Origin of the sequence: Clostridium sp. UBA7791 (assembly GCF_002480755.1) — a bacterium.
Lineage (GTDB): Bacteria > Bacillota > Clostridia > Clostridiales > Clostridiaceae > Clostridium_J > Clostridium_J sulfidigenes.
This window is the reverse complement of sequence record NZ_DLCT01000005.1, coordinates 691,242-709,160: the sequence shown is the minus strand read 5'-3', so window position 1 is coordinate 709,160 and position 17,919 is coordinate 691,242. Positions and strand designations below refer to the sequence as shown.

Sequence of the window (17,919 nt, the reverse complement as noted above, 5' to 3'; positions counted from 1 at the left end):
CCTACACTTTATAAATTTTAATTATTGATAACTACCTAATTTCATTCTATTATTAACCAAATCTTCCTGTGATATAATCTTCTGTTCTCTTATCCTTTGGCATATGAAACATCTCTTCTGTCTTTCCATACTCCACAATTTCTCCATTTAAGAAGAATGCTGTTTTATCTGATATACGTCCTGCTTGTTGCATATTATGAGTTACTATGACTATAGTGTATTTTTCTTTAAGCACGTCCATAAGTTCCTCTATCTTAGAAGTTGATATTGGATCCAATGCAGAAGTAGGTTCATCCATTAGTATGACCTCAGGTTCAACAGCTATGGTCCTGGCAATACAAAGTCTTTGTTGTTGACCTCCCGATAATCCTATAGCACTTTTTTTAAGCCTATCCTTTACCTCTTTCCAAAGAGCTGCTCCTTGAAGAGATTTCTCTACAATTTCATCTAACTTCTTTTTATCCTTTATTCCATGAATTCTAGGTCCATAGGCAATATTATCATAGATAGACATTGGAAATGGATTTGGTTTTTGAAATACCATTCCTATTCTTTTTCTTAATTCTATTTCATTTAGCTCTTTGTAGATATTGTTATCTTCAAAAAAAACTTGCCCTTCTATTTTTACATCATCAATTAAATCATTCATTCTATTTAAAGTTCTAAGAAAAGTAGACTTTCCACACCCCGATGGACCTATTAAAGCTGTAACACTATTCTTATCTATTTCTATATTTATATTTTTAAGAGCATGATTTGTTCCATAGTGTAAATTAAGATCTTTTACAGATATTATTGACATTATATTTCCTCCTAGTTACATTCTAATGATTAAAATTTTTCTTTATTTATTGTTTTGGTGATTCCCTTAGCTATCAAGCTTAAAGCTAAAATTATAAATATTAGTATAACTCCAATTGCAGATGCTAGCTCTATATTTCCAGCTTCCTTAGTAACTAGATAAGCATGTACAGTAAGAGTCCTACCACTAGACATAAGGTTTTGTGGCATTGCAGCTACTGTACCAGCGGTTAAAAGAATTGCTGCTGATTCGCCTATAATTCTTCCAATAGATAATATTACTCCTGATAAAATTCCTGGCATTGAACTAGGAACTACTATTTTGTATAAAACTTCAAACTTAGTTGAACCTAAAGCTACTGCACCTTCTTTATAACTTTGAGGAACTGTCTTTAAAGCTTCTTCTGTGGTTCTTATAATTACAGGTAATACAATAATAGCTAATGTTAAAGAACCTGATACAATTGAAAATTGCAATTTAAGAGTAGATACAAAGAATACTGTTCCAAATAGTCCATATATTATAGATGGTATACCTGCAAGACTTTCTGTTGCAAACCTAATTAATTTAACTCCTCTTCCTTGCTTTGCATACTCTTGTAAATATATAGCTCCACAAATCCCTATCGGAATTGATATTAATAAAGATAATATTACCGTTAACAATGTAGTAACAATCATCGGAAATATACCACCACCATTTGTGGGAGAATAATCTCCAAAAATAAAGTTAAAATCTACAAGTCCAAAACCTTTTTTAAATATATATCCTACTATAATAGCAATAATTAGAGCTGTAATAGCTGCAGATAACCATAAAATAGTTTTTAATATATTGTCTTTTATTTTTCTCATATTAATTACCTGCCTTTTCTGATATTTTAGCTATTACAAAATTTAACAATAGAATGAAAGAAAACAAAACTACTCCTGTTGCAAAAAGCATTTCTTGATGTGTTCCAAAGGCATATCCCATTTCCAATGCTATATTAGTAGTGAGAGGTCTTACACTATCTGTTATATTATTTGGTATTATGGGGCTATTCCCAGCAACTAAGATAACTGCCATGGTTTCTCCTATTGCTCTTCCCATCCCTAGTACTATAGCTGTTAAAACTCCAGACTTAGCTGCTGGTAAAATTACTTTAAATATAGTTTCAATTTTAGATGCACCTAAAGCTAAAGATGCCTCTTTATATTGCTTTGGTACTGATCTTATAGCTGTTTCTGCCACTGAAATAATAGTTGGTAGCATCATTACTGAAAGAACTATTATAATTGCAAGTAAACTTTGTCCTTTAGGAAGGGATAATTTACTTTGAATAGCTGGTACTATTATTCCAAGTGCAAAGACTCCAAATAATACAGAAGGAATTCCTGCTAATAATTCCACTCCCTGAGACATTATCTTTGCTACTGATTTAGGTGCTATTTCAACAATAAAAATAGCTGTTAATATTCCTATGGGTACCCCTATAACAAGAGAGCCTAGGGTTCCATATATAGAAGCAATTATCATAGGAAGAATTCCATACTTTTCTGAACTAGGTATCCACTCTGTTCCTAGTAAAAATTCTCCAAAGGAATATCCTTTAGATATAAACGGTGTCAAACCCTTATAAAATACAAAACCTATTATTAAAATTAAACTTATTACCGCTATTAAAGCACATACTTTAAAAACATTCTCTGATATATCATCAATTATATATTTTATCCCCTTAAGTTTGTGGGGTTTTTCCGTCTTAACTGATTTCACTGACATATATTTGACCTCCAATTTTAATTCAATAGACCTTTAAGATAATTTTTCTCTCAAAGGTCTATACCCATTGTGGCGCATAAATTATCTATTTTACTTTTATTCCACCAGCTTCTTCAACAATACCTTGACCTTTTTCACTTAAAATGTAGTCAATAAATTGTTTTCCATCCTTTGTTAATTTATCTTCTTTATATACTACTAAGAAAGGTCTTGATAATTTATACTCTTTGCTTAATACTTTTTCAGGTGTTGCTTCACTTCCCTCTATTTTTAAATCCTTAATTGAATCATCTAATTGTTCAAAAGAAATATATCCTATTGCATTTTTATTTGTTGAAACTGTAGTTTTAACACTTCCATTACCTTCTGCTATAGTTGCATTTTTCTCCAATTCTTCTGAAGTATATCCTACAATTTCTTGGAACGCATCTCTAGTTCCTGAACCATCTTCCCTTGAAACTACCACTATTGGGGCATCAACTCCTCCAACTTCCTTCCAGTTAGTTATAGCTCCTGTATATATGTCCTTAATTTGTTTCATAGTTAAGTTTTCTGCTTTATTTGATGGATGGACTACTAAGGCTATTCCATCATAAGCAATTACTGTTTCAGCAAGTTCTGATTTTTCTTCATCTTTTAACTCACGTGAAGCCATACCTATTTCACTAATACCTTCTACAGCATTTTTTATTCCTGCTGAAGATCCTATTTGTTGAACCTCTACAGTAACATTTGGATTTTCATCTTTGTAACTCTCTGCTTCCTTTTCCATTAATGGCCCTACAGAAGTTGAACCTGATATTTTAATAGTTATTGCTTTTGCTTTATTATCACTAGTATTATTACCGCTATTATTTGAATTGGAAGTATCCTTTCCGCCACAACCTACTAATAATCCCATGGTCATTGTTGCAACTATTCCTGCTATTAATAATTTTATTGACTTCTTTTTCATTTAAATTCCCCTCCAATTTGTTTTTTTATTTATCTTACAATATTGATTATATCCTTTCTTAGTTAAGCTATTATTATCCATATATTAAAAAAACTTTACTTAGGTTAATAATACTTAACATAAACAAAGCTCTTAACTTCATAAGAAAAAGACTAGAGAATTTTAAAATGTACCCTATAGGATAGACACTAAAAAAGTCTATCCCGTAGGGTACTTTTATGTATAATGAAATAAAGAGGAGTTTACATTAGGAGAAATATAATGAGCAAAAATTATTTACTGAATGTCAAATAGAGATTTTATCTAAAAATAAATATGTTAAAAAGGTTAGTATCAAAGGAATTACATACTCGGATGAGTTTAAAAGAATATTTATTAGTGAAAATGAACGCGGAAAGTTTCCAAGACAAATATTCGAAGAATATGGCTTTGATATAGAAATTATTGGAGAAAGTCGTATTCGATCATCAGGTAAAAGATGGCGTGCGGCTTTTCGAAAGAATGGAATTGCACAGCTGCAATATACAAGGAAATTCAATAGTGGAAGGACTAGTGAATGTAATTTATCCATTGAAGAAAAATATGAAAAATTACAGGCTAAAATTAAATTATTAGAAGCAGAAAATGAACTTTTAAAAAAGTTAGATATGTTAGAAAGGGGTGTGAAAACCCAAAAATAAAGTTGCTGACGCAAGAAAAATATCTCATCATAAAGTCAGTTATTGATAAATATAAACTTAAAAATATGGTTAGTTATTTATGTAAAATATCAAATGTTTCTCGTTCTGGATATTATAATTACTTTTCTATGAAAGCGCATACTAATCGTATAGCACGCGAAGAGTGTGATTTGGAGAGTTATAACAATGTATTATTAGCATTTAAATTTAAGAATCGTGAAAAGGGTGCTAAACAAATTAAAATGACTTTAGAAAATCAGTTTAATATGCAATATAATCTAAAGCGTATTAGAAGAATCATGGATAAATATGATATCATATGCCCACATAGAAAAGCTAACCCATATAGAAGAATGATGAAAGCCACCAAAGAACATTCAGTCCTACCAAACTTACTAAATAGAGAATTTAAGCAAGAAGTCCCTGGAAAGGTATTACTTACTGATATAACATATCTATTTTATAAAAATGGTCAAAGGGCTTATTTGTCAACCGTTTTAGATGGTTCCACCAATGAATTATTAACCTATAATATATCTAAAAGTCTAAAAATAGATATTGTGACTGAAACTATTGAAAAATTGGTTTCATCAAATAACTATTTAATATCTTCAGATTCATTTATTCATTCAGATCAAGGAGCACATTACACTAGTCCCATATTTCAGAAATTGCTTAAAAAGTATAATATAGGACAATCTATGTCTAGACGAGGTAACTGCTGGGATAATGCTCCGCAGGAGTCATTCTTTGGACATCTTAAGAACGAAACAAATATTTAAAATTGTAATACATTTGCTGAACTCTTGGAAGAAATTGATGAATATATGGATTACTACAATAATTATAGAGGTCAATGGAATTTAAAAAAGATGACTCCTGTAAAATACAGAAATCATCTTCTTAGTACCGCCTAGTCTTTTTTTAAACTGTCCTTGACAAAGGGTACATTTTATTTTCTCTCTAGTCTTTTATGAATATCTTATCTTAATTATTCTATTTTTCTATATGATATGGAATTGTAATAATAAATTTTGTACCAACGCCTAAAGTACTTTCTACATCTATACTACCATTAAAACCAATAATTATATGTTTAACTATAGCAAGACCTAATCCTGTTCCACCCTTTGCCCTAGATCTAGCTTTATCTACCCTATAAAATCTTTCGAAAAGTCTTGGTATATATTCTTTTGCAATTCCCATACCACTATCTTCTACAATAACTTTAAAGTAGGTATCATAAATTATCTTTGTTATTACTACTGTATCAAAGGCTTCACTATATTTTATTGCATTATCTACTAGATTTATAAGCATTTGTTTAAATTTATCCTTATCTCCTAGAATATTAGGTATCTCATCTCCAACTATACTTACATGCACCTGCTTTTGTTCACCAGTATTCTTCATTAAATAAAAAACATCCTCTATAGCTTTATTTACATTAAATACTTCTTTCTTAAATTCTTGTTTATGCTCAATTTGTGATAACAATAATATATCTGATATAAGTGTTGTAAGTCTTTCTGCTTCTTCATTTATTATAGTTAAAAATTTTTTCTTAGTCTCATCATCATCAACCTCTTTTAAAGTCTCAGCAAAACCTCTTATAGATGTAAGCGGAGTTTTAAGTTCATGGGATACATTAGCCACAAATTCAGTTCTCATATTTTCTAGCTTTTTCAAGTCAGAAATATCTTGTATTACTGCTACTGCTCCAATATGCTGATGATTATGAACTATAATATCTGCGGTTCTAACCCTAAGAAATTTTATAGTAGGAGCACTTAACTTAAACTCTTTAATATCTCTATCTCTCATAGAAAATATAAATTTTAAATTCACTTCTTTACATATATTTTCAACTGGATTGCCTACTACATCTTCTTTAATATTAAAAATTTTCTTTGCATAGTTGTTTATCATTATTATATTGTGACTATTATCTATAGCAATTACGCCACTTTCCATACTTTGAAGAATTGCTGAAAGTCTATTTTGCTTTTCACTTACCTCATGTAAGCTACTTTCAAGTCTATCAGCCATATGATTAAAGTTCAAAGCTAACTTACCAAGCTCATCATTGGTGGTAATTTTAATTCTTCTACTTAAATTTCCATTAGTGATCATAGAAGTAATAACATCTAAATCTCTAATTGGTTTAACAATTATATAGGATAACTTATTGGCAATCCAAAGAGATATAAAAATCATTATAATTATAGCACTACCATACCATACTATATATGTATCATTTAATTTATGTGTTGCTTTTACAGGGGTTGAAACTCTAACCACTATACCATCTTCTATAGCTACAGCATAGTAAATAACATACGTTTCTTCCCTATCACTATATCTAGTAACAGTACCTTCCCCTTTAGATTTAGCCATGATAACTTCATCTTTATTATTATAATTTATTAATTTTTCCACATTTCCTAAAGAATCAAATTGGGCAGTGCCATTGCTATTTATAATAGTAATTCTAATATTCAAATTTTTCATTTTATCTACTACATTAGAAAAACTCGCCTGGTCAATGTTGTGTAACTGTTCACTTACTAAATAAGCATAAACATTTAATTGTTCTTTAGCACTCTCTTCACTTTCATAGGTAACTATTGTATAAAATACTGTAGTTAGAAATCCTAATACAAAAACTAATGCTGCAAAAACACTTAGCATTAGTCTTTTTTTCATAGTTCTTCGTGAATTATCTTTCATAACTGTCCCCAGAATTAAATTTATATCCTATACCTCTAATAGTTTGAATATAAATTGGATTTTTGTCATTATCTTCTATTTTCTGTCTTAAATGTCTCACATGGACATCTACAGTTCTAGTTTCTCCTACATATTCGTAGCCCCATATCTTATCTAAAAGAAAATCTCTTGTCATAACTTTTCCTTTGTTTTTTATCAGTATTTCTAAAAGTTCAAACTCTTTTAATGTAAGCTCTATTTTTTCTTTTCCTTTATATACTTCATGTTTTTGATAATCTATATTTATATCTCCAAACTTAAAGCTATTGTCTTCTTGTTTAAAACTCGTTCTTCTTAATATAGCTTTAGCTCTAGCTACTAGTTCCCTCACCGAAAAAGGTTTTGTTATATAATCATCTGCTCCTAACTCTAAGCCCAAAATCTTGTCTAACTCCTCACCTTTTGCTGTAATCATAATTATTGGTGTAGACTCTATAGATGATTTTTTTCTAATAGACTTACATACTTCTAACCCATCCATCCCCGGTAACATGAGGTCTAAAAATATTAGATCTGGTTTTTCATCTTCAGCTATTTTTAATGCATCAATTCCATTATCAGCAGTTATAACCTTAAACCCATTCTTAGTTAAATTAAATTTAATTAGTTCCTGAATATGTGCCTCATCATCAACTACTAATATTGTTTTTTCCATAAATATCACTCCTTAAACTCATGGATAAATACAAAGGAAAATAACCTACCATGAGATTCTTCTTCTTTTCTATATGAATATAACTTTTTATCCTTGCTACAGTATGTACATAAATTTAAACATACTATATCATTATTTTTGATACCTTCATTCATTAACTGTATCTCTACACATTTTTGTAAATCTAAATTTCTACCATAATTAATCTGTTGATTTTTAAATAAATCACAATCCTTGAAATTATCTATAAGCTCCTGGCTTACTTCATAGCAACAGCTTTTATTATGAGGTCCTATAAAAGCTTTAATATAGCTATGATTACACCCATAATTTTCTTTCATAACTTTAATTCCTTTAGAAACTATATTATTCAAAGTTCCTTTCCAACCACTATGAAGAGCTGCTATTACTTTATTTTTAGTATCTACTAAAATTATTGGTACACAATCCGCTGTAAATACTCCAATAGCAACCTGTTTTTCTTTTGTTACAATACCATCTCCATCATAGTTTACTATATCCATATTTTCTTCATAAGAAAATACTTTAGTTCCATGAACTTGATTTAAATATACAACCTCATTTACTTTAAACCACTTTTTTAAATTATTTAAACTAGACTTTCCTTCATTAAATGCTTTATTAAAGTTTAAATTATTTTTTGCTGTAGAAAATCCAATGGTTATATCATCTAAATCATAGGTTAGAAATTCATTATTTTCTATGTTATAAGATCTCATATTACTTATCACCACTTAAACCCTTTATCTCTTCTATAAAGCTATTAATATCATCAAACTTTCTATATACAGATGCAAATCTTATATAAGCAACTTCATCCATATACCTTAATTTCTCCAATATTAATTCTCCTATTTCCTCAGATCTTATTTCACTAGTCATGGTATTATTAAGTCTTTTTTCAATAGAATTTACTAAGTTTTCTATCTCTAATCTCGATACAGGTCTTTTCTCACAGGCTCTGATAACACCACTTATGATTTTATCCCTATTAAATAACTCTCTAGTTAAATTTCTTTTTATAACAAATATTTGTATATCCTCTATTTTTTCATAGGTAGTATATCTTTTATTGCAATTAAGACATTCTCTTCTACGTCTAATTGCACCATCATCTTCTGTTGCTCTAGAATCTACAACCTTACTTTCTTCTCCATTGCAATAAGGACACTTCACTATAATCACATCCTCTAAGTTTTTTCTGTTTATACTACGATTATACACAAAGTATTCACTATTTGTATATAATTAATTATTTTCTCCTAATTATTTTCAACAATACCCTCTCCATCTACTAAAATAACATCTACTCCAATTTTTTTAATTCTCTCCCAAGGCAATTCTATATCTTCATTTTTTGAAAACCATCCTGATTTTTGTGTTGGAAGTATTATTGCTTCTAATTTATATTCTTCACAATTAACTTTAAAATCTTTTATATAGCCAAGTTTAGTACCTGTGTTAATATCTATTATCTCCATAGTTTTTAAACTATTTATTGCAAACATTGAAGTTTCCATAAAAAAACTCCCTCCTTAAATTTTATATCATTTAATCTATATTCTCTTTAAAATAATATAGAACATAAAAAAAGAGCCTAGGCTCTATTTTTTATACTAAAGTAAGTTTATTTATTTCTTCTATTATAAAACATCGTCTATCTACATTTACTAAAACAACTATATAATCTCCACCTATTAATTTTACATTACCTGTTGGTATTATTTCTTTTTCTCCTCTTTTTATAGAGACAAGAAGACAGCCCTTCGGCCAATCAACCTCACTTATAAATTTCCCTTCACCTATACTTCCCATTTCAATGCAAAATTCTAATATGGTCTTTTTACTGTCACTTTCCTCTTTAGTTAATCCAACCCTTTTTAGCAATCTTTCTAATAGCACCTCATAAATTGGTTCATTTTTTAACAACTCTGAAGTAATGTATGAAATTATAACTACTACTGATAAAGACAACAAATGATTAAAAGAACCTGTCATTTCCATTATAAGAACAATTCCCGTTATAGGAGCTTTGACTACAGATGCAAAATATCCTGCCATACCTAAAGCTATAAAGTTAATAATATATGAGCTATTTATTCCAAAAACATCTATTGAAAAACTTCCAACTATAGCTCCTATAATTGCTCCTAATAATAACATTGGTAAGAATATCCCACCTGGTACCCCAGATCCAAAACAAATTAAAAGTAATAAAAATTTAATTATGTATATTATTATTAAAAATAAGATTGATTTTTCTTCTAAAGATAAATGTAATATCAGCTCATGACCTCCACCTAATAACATAGGTACTGTCAATCCAATAATTGCTGTTAGTACAAAGGGGATCATTATTTTTACTTCTTCAGGTATATTTTTAAATTTAGAATATAAATCTTGAAATAAATATATTCCCTTTGAAAATATAACTCCCATTATTCCTGTTAAAATACCTAATATAATTAAAATCCAATAATAATTTAATGGTAATGCATCCATTGCACCCACAGTTAAAGCTGGCTCAATGCCTAAAAATCTTTTTGTCACAAAATCTGCAGTTATAGCCGCCGGCATAACCGTCAATAATACTAATGGAGAAAAATTTCTATGAATTTCTTCTAATGCAAAGATTATTCCAGATAAAGGTGAATTAAATGCAGCAGACAAACCTGCCGACGCTCCAGCTGTTATTAAAAATTCCTTTTTAACTGGCATATTTTTATAACTTTTTTCTCCAACTCCTTCACCTATTGAAGCTCCAATTTGAACTGAAGGACCTTCTCTACCAACAGAAAGCCCAGCTGACAAAGCTAAAAATCCTCCAATAAACTTGTATATTAATATTCTAGACCAATTCATTTTTAATTTATTTATAACTCGTCCTTTTACTTGAGGAATACCGCTACCTGAAATCATGCCTTCATGTTTAACCATGATTCCTACTATTATTCCAATAGTTGCTAAAATTCCAATAACTAAAATCGCTTTTAATAAATCCTTATTTCCCCATGAATAAAAATTATTAAAAAGTAGCGAGAATTTATTTATTAGTATCCTATTAAGTACTATTACTACTCCTGTTACTAAACCTACAATAATTCCTTGAAAAACTAATCTATACTTCATATTTTTTCTCTGGATCATTATTTCCTTTATCCTTTCGCCTTCCACTATTCCATCACCTCAATTTCAAATATATACTTAACTTCATCCAATATTTCAGAATTACTAAAATCTGCTCAAATAACTTATCCTATAATAATCTATTTCGTTAATAAATTGCAAATATACTATTTTTATCCATCAGCATGATAAATTCAAAAAAATTTAATACATAAGTTAAATAATATCTCCCCTAAAAATATTTTAACAGAACAGCTATCTTTTAATCAAATTTTACTCAATTTGAAATTTTCATAATTTTAAGCTTACCTATTCAATATATTGTATAAGATATAAATGTTTATTTTCATACAAAGGCTCATATCAAATTATCCACATATTCTAAATCTATAATAATCTATAAAGCAAAAAGGAGCCTAGGCTCCTTTTTGTAGAGTTATAATTTTTTAATTTTAACCTCATTGCAATGAATTTTAATACAATATGATTTCATTACATAAACTATTGCAACTAGTTTTAATTCTAAAATAAGCTACCTACCTGTAAATAAGCATATTACACATGTTTCCTCATATGTTTAAGTGCTGTCTTTTCCAATCTCGAAACCTGAGCTTGAGATATTCCAATTTCATCAGCAACCTCCATTTGGGTTCTTCCTTGAAAAAATCTTAAGTTTAAGATTAGTTTTTCCCTATCTGTAAGCTTTTTCATACCTTCTTTTATTGATATATTTTCAAGCCATCCATCATCTAAATTCTTACTATCACTAATTTGATCCATAACAAATATGGCATCTCCACCATCATGGTAAATAGGTTCAAATAATGAAATGGGGTCTTGAATTGCATCTAGTGCAAATACTATCTCCTCTTTAGGCATTTCTAGTTCTTTTGCAATTTGAGAGATAGTTGGCTCTTTATTATCTTTGTTAACAAGCTTATCTCTCACTTGTAATGCCTTATAAGCAATATCTCTTAAAGATCTACTTACTCTAATAGAGTTATTATCCCGAAGGTATCTTCTAATTTCTCCAATTATCATCGGTACTGCATAAGTGGAAAATCTAACATTCTGACTTAAATCAAAATTGTCAATAGCCTTCATTAGACCTATGCAACCTACTTGAAATAAGTCATCTACATTTTCCCCTCTGTTATTAAATCTTTGAATTACACTTAATACTAACCTTAGATTTCCTTTTATAAAATCCTCTCTACAGCCCTTATCACCTTGCTTTATCTTGATTAGTAGTTCCCTCATTTCCTTCTCTTTTAATACAGGTAGTTTCGAAGTATTCACTCCACAAATTTCTACTTTATTAATCATCATAAGGTCTCATTCCCTTCAGAATAATTACATTAAAATTATTTCCTGATGTAGCTTTTTTATACTAAAGACAACCTTATAACATTTTATTAATTTCTTTTTTAAGTCTCTTAATTATTCTTTTTTCCAATCTAGAAATGTAGGATTGAGATATACCAAGCATATCCGCAACTTCCTTCTGGGTTTTTTCTGTAATTCCATTTAGTCCAAATCTCAACTCTATTATTTCTTTTTCCCTACTATTTAATTTATCCATAGCAATTCCAAGAAGTTGTTTATCTACTTCTTCTTCTATATAGTTATATACTACATTACTATCAGTTCCTAATATATCTGATAATAACAGTTCATTTCCATCCCAATCAATATTTAATGGCTCATAAAAAGATATTTCTGTTTTTATCTTATTATTTCTTCTTAGATACATAAGTATTTCATTTTCTATACATCTAGAAGAATAGGTTGCTAATTTAATCTTCTTTTCTGGTGCAAAAGTGTTTACGGCTTTTATAAGTCCTATAGTACCTACTGATATTAAATCCTCTACATTTACTCCTGTATTTTCAAATTTTCTTGCTATATAAACTACCAATCTTAAGTTACGTTCAATTAATATGGATCTTATGCTTTCATCTCCCATTTCTAGGTTTTCTACCAATACTTCCTCTTCTTCTTTAGTCAATGGTGGTGGTAATGCATCATTTCCCCCTATGTAGTAAATTGATTTTGCAAAGCCTTTAAACTTACTTAAAAATCTACTTAGTATGCTTTGCAACCCATTTCTCACTTCTAAAAATTTTTTTGATATTTTATTCATAAAAATTCCTCCTATTCTATAATCCCCCTTGGTAAAAGTCCATTATAATCACTATGTTTACTAAGCTTATTATCACAAAATGCCAATATCAAACTTTCCTCTTTTATATTTCCGTTAATGTTTATCTTCACACTATCTGGTCTAATTCCAATAAGTTTTCCATTACATCCACTTACCACAGAATAAGGAATGTTATATATGCTATGGTTCTTTAAATTTAAATCTTTGAAAAACTTCCTTTCTACAATTATTACAGGCAAATTTGTTGCCGGCTCTCTAAGTTCATTACCTGTATCTAAAAAGGCTTTTATTATAGTCTTCACATTATCGATACATATTTCAGTAGTATATACATAATTAATTAATGAGCGTCTATCTTTTACATATACAGTCAACTTATAAATTAACATATAAATAATCATTAAAGACAATATAAGATTTTTATAGGAAAAATTATATATCATAGCACTTGATGATAAAGATGGATTATCCTTTATGGCTATATAAAAAGACATTCCTGCAAGAAGCACAGAATACAATATAAATATTCCCGTAGCTTTTAATACTTCACCCATACTTTTATCTTTAATAGATATCATCATCATCAGTAGAGCTACTACTATTTTAAAGGGCGTAGATGTAAAAAACTGTAGCTTAGGAATAAGTATAGCAAAAACATATGAAGCACCAATAGCTGAACTTAGCATTAACCTACTCATTAAAACCTTCTTTTTTATAGTTTGCATAGTTATTGTTAATAAAAATAAATTCACTAAAAAATTTTCTAACAAAAGCATATCTAAGTACACTACCATTTTATTTACCCCCTTAAAGATTATTATATAGGTTACTTACGGTAAAATTTGTAAAATTGTATGGTAAAATTTCATATTATTACTAGAAAATTATGTCATTTTACGATTTTTTTTTTAAATTAAGTATCTGTTAAAAAATAAACTGTGTAATTTAAACAAAAGTCCCTGAAATAATAAAGGGCTGAAATAGAATACCTTTCATTCTAAATCAGCCTTTACATGGAATTTTTAAAATTTAAATAAGAAGAGACTATTGCAAAATGATTAAAAATCATTTTGCAATAGTCTCTTAATAAAATATATAATAATCTTATATTATCTCATGCTTTTTCTTAGCCATGTAGGAACTGTAAAATCTTCACTTTCCTCTTTAGAAGGTGTAGTAGCTTCACTTGATTGAGTTGCTGCTACCTCTGATTTAGGACTCTGACTTTTAATAGAGTCAAAGCTTACTCCACTTTCCATTTTAGCTTTTTCACAATCAAATCCAGTAGCAATAACTGTTATTCTTATCTCATCATTTAAGCTCTCATCAATTACAGCACCAAATATAATATTTGCATCTGGATCAGCTTCTTCCTGTACTATTTGTGCAGCTTCATTAATTTCTAACAAAGACAAATCAGATCCCCCAGTAACATTTAAAAGTACTCCAGTTGCTCCTATAATTGAAGTTTCTAAAAGTGGGCTTGCTATTGCTTCTCTTGCAGCATCTTGCGCTCTATTATCGCCAGTTCCAACACCTACTCCCATATGAGCAAGTCCTTTATTAACCATAATAGTGCTTATATCTGCAAAGTCCAAGTTAATTAATCCTGGTATAGTTATTAAGTCAGAAATACCTTGTACACCTTGTTTTAAAACATCATCTGCTTTTCTAAAAGATTCTACAAGAGTAGTTTTTTTATCCACAAGAGATAATAATCTTTCATTTGGAATTGTTACTAATGTATCAACTGATTCCTTTAAAGCCTTAATTCCAGCTTCTGCATGAATCATTCTTTTTCTTCCTTCAAAAGGGAACGGTTTAGTTACAACACCTACAGTTAAAATCCCCATAGATTTAGCTATTTCTGCTACTACTGGTGCAGCTCCTGTACCAGTTCCTCCACCCATTCCACAAGTAACAAATACCATATCTGCACCTTTTAATGCTTCAATTATTTCTTCCTTACTTTCTTCTGCTGCTTTTCTTCCTATTTCGGGATTTGCACCTGCACCTAAGCCTCTAGTAAGCTTGTCTCCTAATTGGATTTTAAACTCAGCCTTAGATAAAACTAATGCTTGTTTATCTGTATTAATACCTATGAATTCAACATTTTTAAGTCCTTCTTCAATCATTCTATTTACAGCGTTGTTTCCACCGCCACCACAACCTACAACTTTAATTTTACATAAATCATCATTTTGAACATCGAAATCAATCACTTTATTACCTCCTCATTAGAAAAACTCTTTAGAATTCCTTTTAGTCTTGCTATAAACTTATTTTCTTTACTTCTATTATTGCTACTACTCAACTTTTCATTACAACTTTCACAGGAACTTTTTTCTTTATTAAATATTTCTTCTTTACTTAAAACATCTCTTATGATTCCTGTAGCTGTTGAATATATTGGGTTTGCTGCTCCAACATAATTTGGAACACCTATTCTAACTGGCTTTCCTAATATTTCTGAAGCTATAGTCGTAATATCTCTAAATAAAGATATTCCACCTCCAACAATTACGAAACTGCCAATTTGATCACTTAATTGCTCTTTTTCAATGCGCTTATTTATTATTTCAAGTAGTTCTTTAACTCTTTCACCTATTATATCTACTAACATTTCATAATTAATTTCCACTATACTATTTCCACTAGTATTAATCTTTATTTTATGACTTTCAGTTGAATTATCGTTCAATAAAGTATTACATTTAAATTTTAATCTCTCACTATCTTGTAATGATAACTTTAGGCAAATAGAAATATCATTTGTAATATTATTACCACCTAAGGGTACTGAAAAGTAATCTAAGAATCTATTATTCTTAAAAACTGTAACTTCCATATTAGAACTTCCAATATCGATAATTGCTACACCTTTGGCAAGTTCAAGATCTTCAATTATATCCTTGCCTATACCTATAGCATTAACTACCCATCCCTTTATCTCGATTCCAGTTTCTTTTAAACATTTTTTATATCCATCAACATATTTTTTACCTAGTATAAATGCGTTGCCTTCTGATTCTAGTACCTTCCCTTTCATTCCTAATGGATTAGTAATATTCTTCATAGAATCAACTATGTATTCTTCAATATCAACTTGGACAATTTCTTGCTCCTTGCCAACACAAAACTTTGCAACTTCTCCCACATTTAATATATCTTCTTTGCTAATCTCTTTCATTTCTGGGAAAGACAAAACACCTTTAGTCTTTACGATTTCACATAAAGAAATTGGTACAGATAAGTATGCTTCTTCTAATGGTGAATTTACAATTTCCTTTAAACGCTCTACTACATTGCGTAAAATATAAGAAATATCCTCTTCATCCAACATTACATTATCCTTAACTCCCTCATAATCTGAAGTAGTAATTCCCATAACTTGTATTTTGTTTTCTTGGTCTAATCTCCCAACTACTCCACATACCTTTGAAGAACTTATATCTATTCCAACAATGTAATTATTCATATAACATATTCCTCCCACATTCTACTCCCTAAGAAGTTTACAGTGTACAAAGGTATATTCAACATGAAAAATGAAATTCCTTCAAAATAGCAGAATATTTTTAGAATATATTTATATAATGCCTAGTCTCTATAATACCTTACTACCATATACAGGTAAATAACGAAATTATCTCAATATATTATAAATACGCCATTTAATCATTTATATTCTATCTATAGTATAAAACTTAATTAAAAAAAACACAATAGTTAAATTCCCTATACCATTGATATTATAGGTTTTCTAAGAAGCAAAGAACTCTGTTTACAGTTCTTCTTTATCAATATATCTTATAATTTTACTTATAGCCATTTCCATAGTCTGCATACCATATTTTGACGAAGTTTCCATAGTTGATGGTATTTGATGTATTTTCCCTTCTCTAATTAAATTTTGAACTGCTGGGGTATTAACCATTACCTCAAGAGCTGCAACTCTTCCACTACCATCCACCTTCTTAAATAATCTTTGACATACTATACCTTTTAACACCGTAGAAAGCTGATTTCTTATCCTTAATTGCTGTTCTGACGGAAAATAATTTATGATCCTATCAATTGTTTTGTAGGCACTTATGGTGTGTAATGTAGAAATTACTAGATGTCCTGTTTCTGCTGCCAGAAGTACTGCTGACATAGTTTCTAAATCTCTTATTTCTCCAACTAAAATTACATCTGGATCTTCTCTAAGTATGGCTCTTAGCCCACTATCATAGCTTTCCGTATCCCTTCCTATTTCCCGTTGATTAATTAGAGACTTCTTATGATTATGTAAATACTCTATAGGATCCTCCAAAGTCACAATATGAGTTTTTTTATTTGAATTTATCTCATTTATCATAGCTGCCATAGTAGTACTCTTACCACTTCCAGTTGGCCCAGTTATAAGAATTAAACCATCCTTTTTATTTGTAAATTCCTTTATAATTGTAGGCATATTTAAATCTTCTAGAGTTGGAACTTTTACTGGTATTACTCTAATTGCAATAGTATCAAAACTTCTTTCTTTATATACATTAACCCTATACCTGCCTACATCCGGTAGAGTATATAGTATATCTCTCTCCCCTATTTCATTATATATAAAGTAATCTTCTCCAAGGATTTCCTTACTATATTTCTTAACTATTTCTTCAGATAAAACTTCTTCTATTATATTTGATAATTCTCCATTTCTTCGTAGAATAGGAGGTGCTCCTACAGACAGATGCAAATCTGAACCTTGATTTTCAACCACATATTTTAAAAGTTCCTTTAGTTCCATTTTTTATCTCCTTACATATAATAAAATACATTTCCACCTACATTGCTATATTTATAATTATCTACTTTACATTAAGTTTACTATAATTTTAATTAGTATATCAATTTATATAATCGTATTAAATATATTTATATTTATATAATTCTTTAACATTAGTTAAAGTTTTCTAAAAAATATGATATGTATTGATTCATAAATAT

Annotated in this window: 16 protein-coding genes and 1 pseudogene; 1 reads left to right on the top strand and 16 read right to left on the bottom strand. The window is 29.2% G+C overall.

All coding sequences use genetic code 11. From position 1 onward, the window contains the following. Nucleotides 1-52: 52 nt before the first annotated feature. From pstB to B3Z56_RS08755, 4 genes are all read right to left on the bottom strand, one after another. Nucleotides 53-802, bottom strand: coding sequence for a phosphate ABC transporter ATP-binding protein PstB (pstB, locus tag B3Z56_RS08770; protein ID WP_346848326.1), 750 nt, complete (start codon nucleotides 800-802; stop codon nucleotides 53-55). 29 nt (nucleotides 803-831) lie between these two features. Beyond that, nucleotides 832-1,656 (bottom strand): phosphate ABC transporter permease PstA, encoded by an 825-nt coding sequence (gene pstA, locus B3Z56_RS08765; RefSeq protein ID WP_346848325.1) that lies wholly within the window; start codon nucleotides 1,654-1,656, stop codon nucleotides 832-834. Between the two features lies 1 nt (nucleotide 1,657). Next, a complete protein-coding gene (gene pstC / locus B3Z56_RS08760) occupies nucleotides 1,658-2,566 on the bottom strand; it encodes a phosphate ABC transporter permease subunit PstC (RefSeq protein WP_346848324.1) in 909 nt (302 codons plus the stop codon). A gap of 85 nt (nucleotides 2,567-2,651) precedes the next feature. Next, nucleotides 2,652-3,521: a phosphate ABC transporter substrate-binding protein gene (locus tag B3Z56_RS08755; RefSeq protein ID WP_346848323.1), complete on the bottom strand. Its 870-nt coding sequence runs from the start codon at nucleotides 3,519-3,521 to the stop codon at nucleotides 2,652-2,654. Between the two features lie 290 nt (nucleotides 3,522-3,811). On the opposite strand from B3Z56_RS08755, the pseudogene B3Z56_RS08750 reads away from it, so the two are divergent. After that, nucleotides 3,812-5,118, top strand: a pseudogene (locus tag B3Z56_RS08750) (IS3 family transposase). Nucleotides 5,119-5,197: 79 nt separating this feature from the next. Here B3Z56_RS08750 and B3Z56_RS08745 read toward each other — a convergent pair. The 12 genes from B3Z56_RS08745 to B3Z56_RS08690 all read right to left on the bottom strand — a co-directional run bounded on the left by B3Z56_RS08745 (nucleotide 5,198) and on the right by B3Z56_RS08690 (nucleotide 17,719). Next, a complete protein-coding gene (locus B3Z56_RS08745) occupies nucleotides 5,198-6,931 on the bottom strand; it encodes a HAMP domain-containing sensor histidine kinase (protein WP_051824030.1) in 1,734 nt (577 codons plus the stop codon). After that, nucleotides 6,921-7,631 carry a response regulator gene (locus B3Z56_RS08740; RefSeq protein ID WP_278245238.1) on the bottom strand — a complete coding sequence of 237 codons (711 nt, stop codon included), beginning with the start codon at nucleotides 7,629-7,631 and terminating at the stop codon, nucleotides 6,921-6,923. The genes B3Z56_RS08745 and B3Z56_RS08740 overlap by 11 nt, the downstream gene beginning before the upstream one ends. Continuing rightward, nucleotides 7,631-8,365: a peptidoglycan editing factor PgeF gene (gene pgeF / locus B3Z56_RS08735; RefSeq protein WP_346848321.1), complete on the bottom strand. Its 735-nt coding sequence runs from the start codon at nucleotides 8,363-8,365 to the stop codon at nucleotides 7,631-7,633. The genes B3Z56_RS08740 and pgeF overlap by 1 nt, the downstream gene beginning before the upstream one ends. Nucleotide 8,366: 1 nt before the next feature. Next, nucleotides 8,367-8,822 (bottom strand): transcriptional regulator NrdR, encoded by a 456-nt coding sequence (gene nrdR / locus B3Z56_RS08730; protein WP_035132824.1) that lies wholly within the window; start codon nucleotides 8,820-8,822, stop codon nucleotides 8,367-8,369. Between the two features lie 86 nt (nucleotides 8,823-8,908). Beyond that, the gene (locus B3Z56_RS08725; protein ID WP_346848320.1) at nucleotides 8,909-9,166 is read right to left on the bottom strand and encodes a YlmC/YmxH family sporulation protein; all 258 of its coding nucleotides are present in this window, start codon (nucleotides 9,164-9,166) and stop codon (nucleotides 8,909-8,911) included. A gap of 91 nt (nucleotides 9,167-9,257) precedes the next feature. Then, nucleotides 9,258-10,820, bottom strand: coding sequence for a ClC family H(+)/Cl(-) exchange transporter (locus B3Z56_RS08720; protein ID WP_414632445.1), 1,563 nt, complete (start codon nucleotides 10,818-10,820; stop codon nucleotides 9,258-9,260). 507 nt (nucleotides 10,821-11,327) lie between these two features. Beyond that, entirely contained in the window at nucleotides 11,328-12,101 is a 774-nt protein-coding gene (gene sigG, locus B3Z56_RS08715) for an RNA polymerase sporulation sigma factor SigG (protein ID WP_035132671.1), read from the bottom strand. Between the two features lie 73 nt (nucleotides 12,102-12,174). Next, nucleotides 12,175-12,915, bottom strand: a complete 741-nt coding sequence (gene sigE, locus B3Z56_RS08710) for an RNA polymerase sporulation sigma factor SigE (protein WP_346848319.1) — start codon at nucleotides 12,913-12,915, stop codon at nucleotides 12,175-12,177. 11 nt (nucleotides 12,916-12,926) lie between these two features. Continuing rightward, the gene (gene spoIIGA, locus B3Z56_RS08705; protein ID WP_346878609.1) at nucleotides 12,927-13,730 is read right to left on the bottom strand and encodes a sigma-E processing peptidase SpoIIGA; all 804 of its coding nucleotides are present in this window, start codon (nucleotides 13,728-13,730) and stop codon (nucleotides 12,927-12,929) included. Nucleotides 13,731-14,045: 315 nt separating this feature from the next. Continuing rightward, on the bottom strand, nucleotides 14,046-15,158 hold the full coding sequence (ftsZ, locus tag B3Z56_RS08700) for a cell division protein FtsZ (protein ID WP_343824218.1): 1,113 nt from the start codon (nucleotides 15,156-15,158) through the stop codon (nucleotides 14,046-14,048). Next, complete coding sequence (ftsA, locus tag B3Z56_RS08695; protein WP_346876449.1) at nucleotides 15,155-16,414, bottom strand: cell division protein FtsA; 1,260 nt, start codon at nucleotides 16,412-16,414, stop codon at nucleotides 15,155-15,157. The genes ftsZ and ftsA overlap by 4 nt, the downstream gene beginning before the upstream one ends. A 306-nt stretch (nucleotides 16,415-16,720) precedes the next feature. Beyond that, on the bottom strand, nucleotides 16,721-17,719 hold the full coding sequence (locus tag B3Z56_RS08690) for a type IV pilus twitching motility protein PilT (protein WP_346876448.1): 999 nt from the start codon (nucleotides 17,717-17,719) through the stop codon (nucleotides 16,721-16,723). Between the last annotated feature and the right edge of the window lie 200 nt (nucleotides 17,720-17,919).

Bases quoted from the DNA above. Each gene is read 5' to 3' on its own strand.
- pstB (WP_346848326.1), bottom strand. From the start codon at position 802: ATGTCAATAATATCTGTAAAAGATCTTAATTTACACTATGGAACAAAT.
- pstA (WP_346848325.1), bottom strand. From the start codon at position 1,656: ATGAGAAAAATAAAAGACAATATATTAAAAACTATTTTATGGTTATCT.
- pstC (WP_346848324.1), bottom strand. From the start codon at position 2,566: ATGTCAGTGAAATCAGTTAAGACGGAAAAACCCCACAAACTTAAGGGG.
- B3Z56_RS08755 (WP_346848323.1), bottom strand. From the start codon at position 3,521: ATGAAAAAGAAGTCAATAAAATTATTAATAGCAGGAATAGTTGCAACA.
- B3Z56_RS08745 (WP_051824030.1), bottom strand. From the start codon at position 6,931: ATGAAAGATAATTCACGAAGAACTATGAAAAAAAGACTAATGCTAAGT.
- pgeF (WP_346848321.1), bottom strand. From the start codon at position 8,365: ATGAGATCTTATAACATAGAAAATAATGAATTTCTAACCTATGATTTA.
- B3Z56_RS08725 (WP_346848320.1), bottom strand. From the start codon at position 9,166: ATGGAAACTTCAATGTTTGCAATAAATAGTTTAAAAACTATGGAGATA.
- sigG (WP_035132671.1), bottom strand. From the start codon at position 12,101: ATGATGATTAATAAAGTAGAAATTTGTGGAGTGAATACTTCGAAACTA.
- sigE (WP_346848319.1), bottom strand. From the start codon at position 12,915: ATGAATAAAATATCAAAAAAATTTTTAGAAGTGAGAAATGGGTTGCAA.
- spoIIGA (WP_346878609.1), bottom strand. From the start codon at position 13,730: ATGGTAGTGTACTTAGATATGCTTTTGTTAGAAAATTTTTTAGTGAAT.
- ftsA (WP_346876449.1), bottom strand. From the start codon at position 16,414: ATGAATAATTACATTGTTGGAATAGATATAAGTTCTTCAAAGGTATGT.
- B3Z56_RS08690 (WP_346876448.1), bottom strand. From the start codon at position 17,719: ATGGAACTAAAGGAACTTTTAAAATATGTGGTTGAAAATCAAGGTTCA.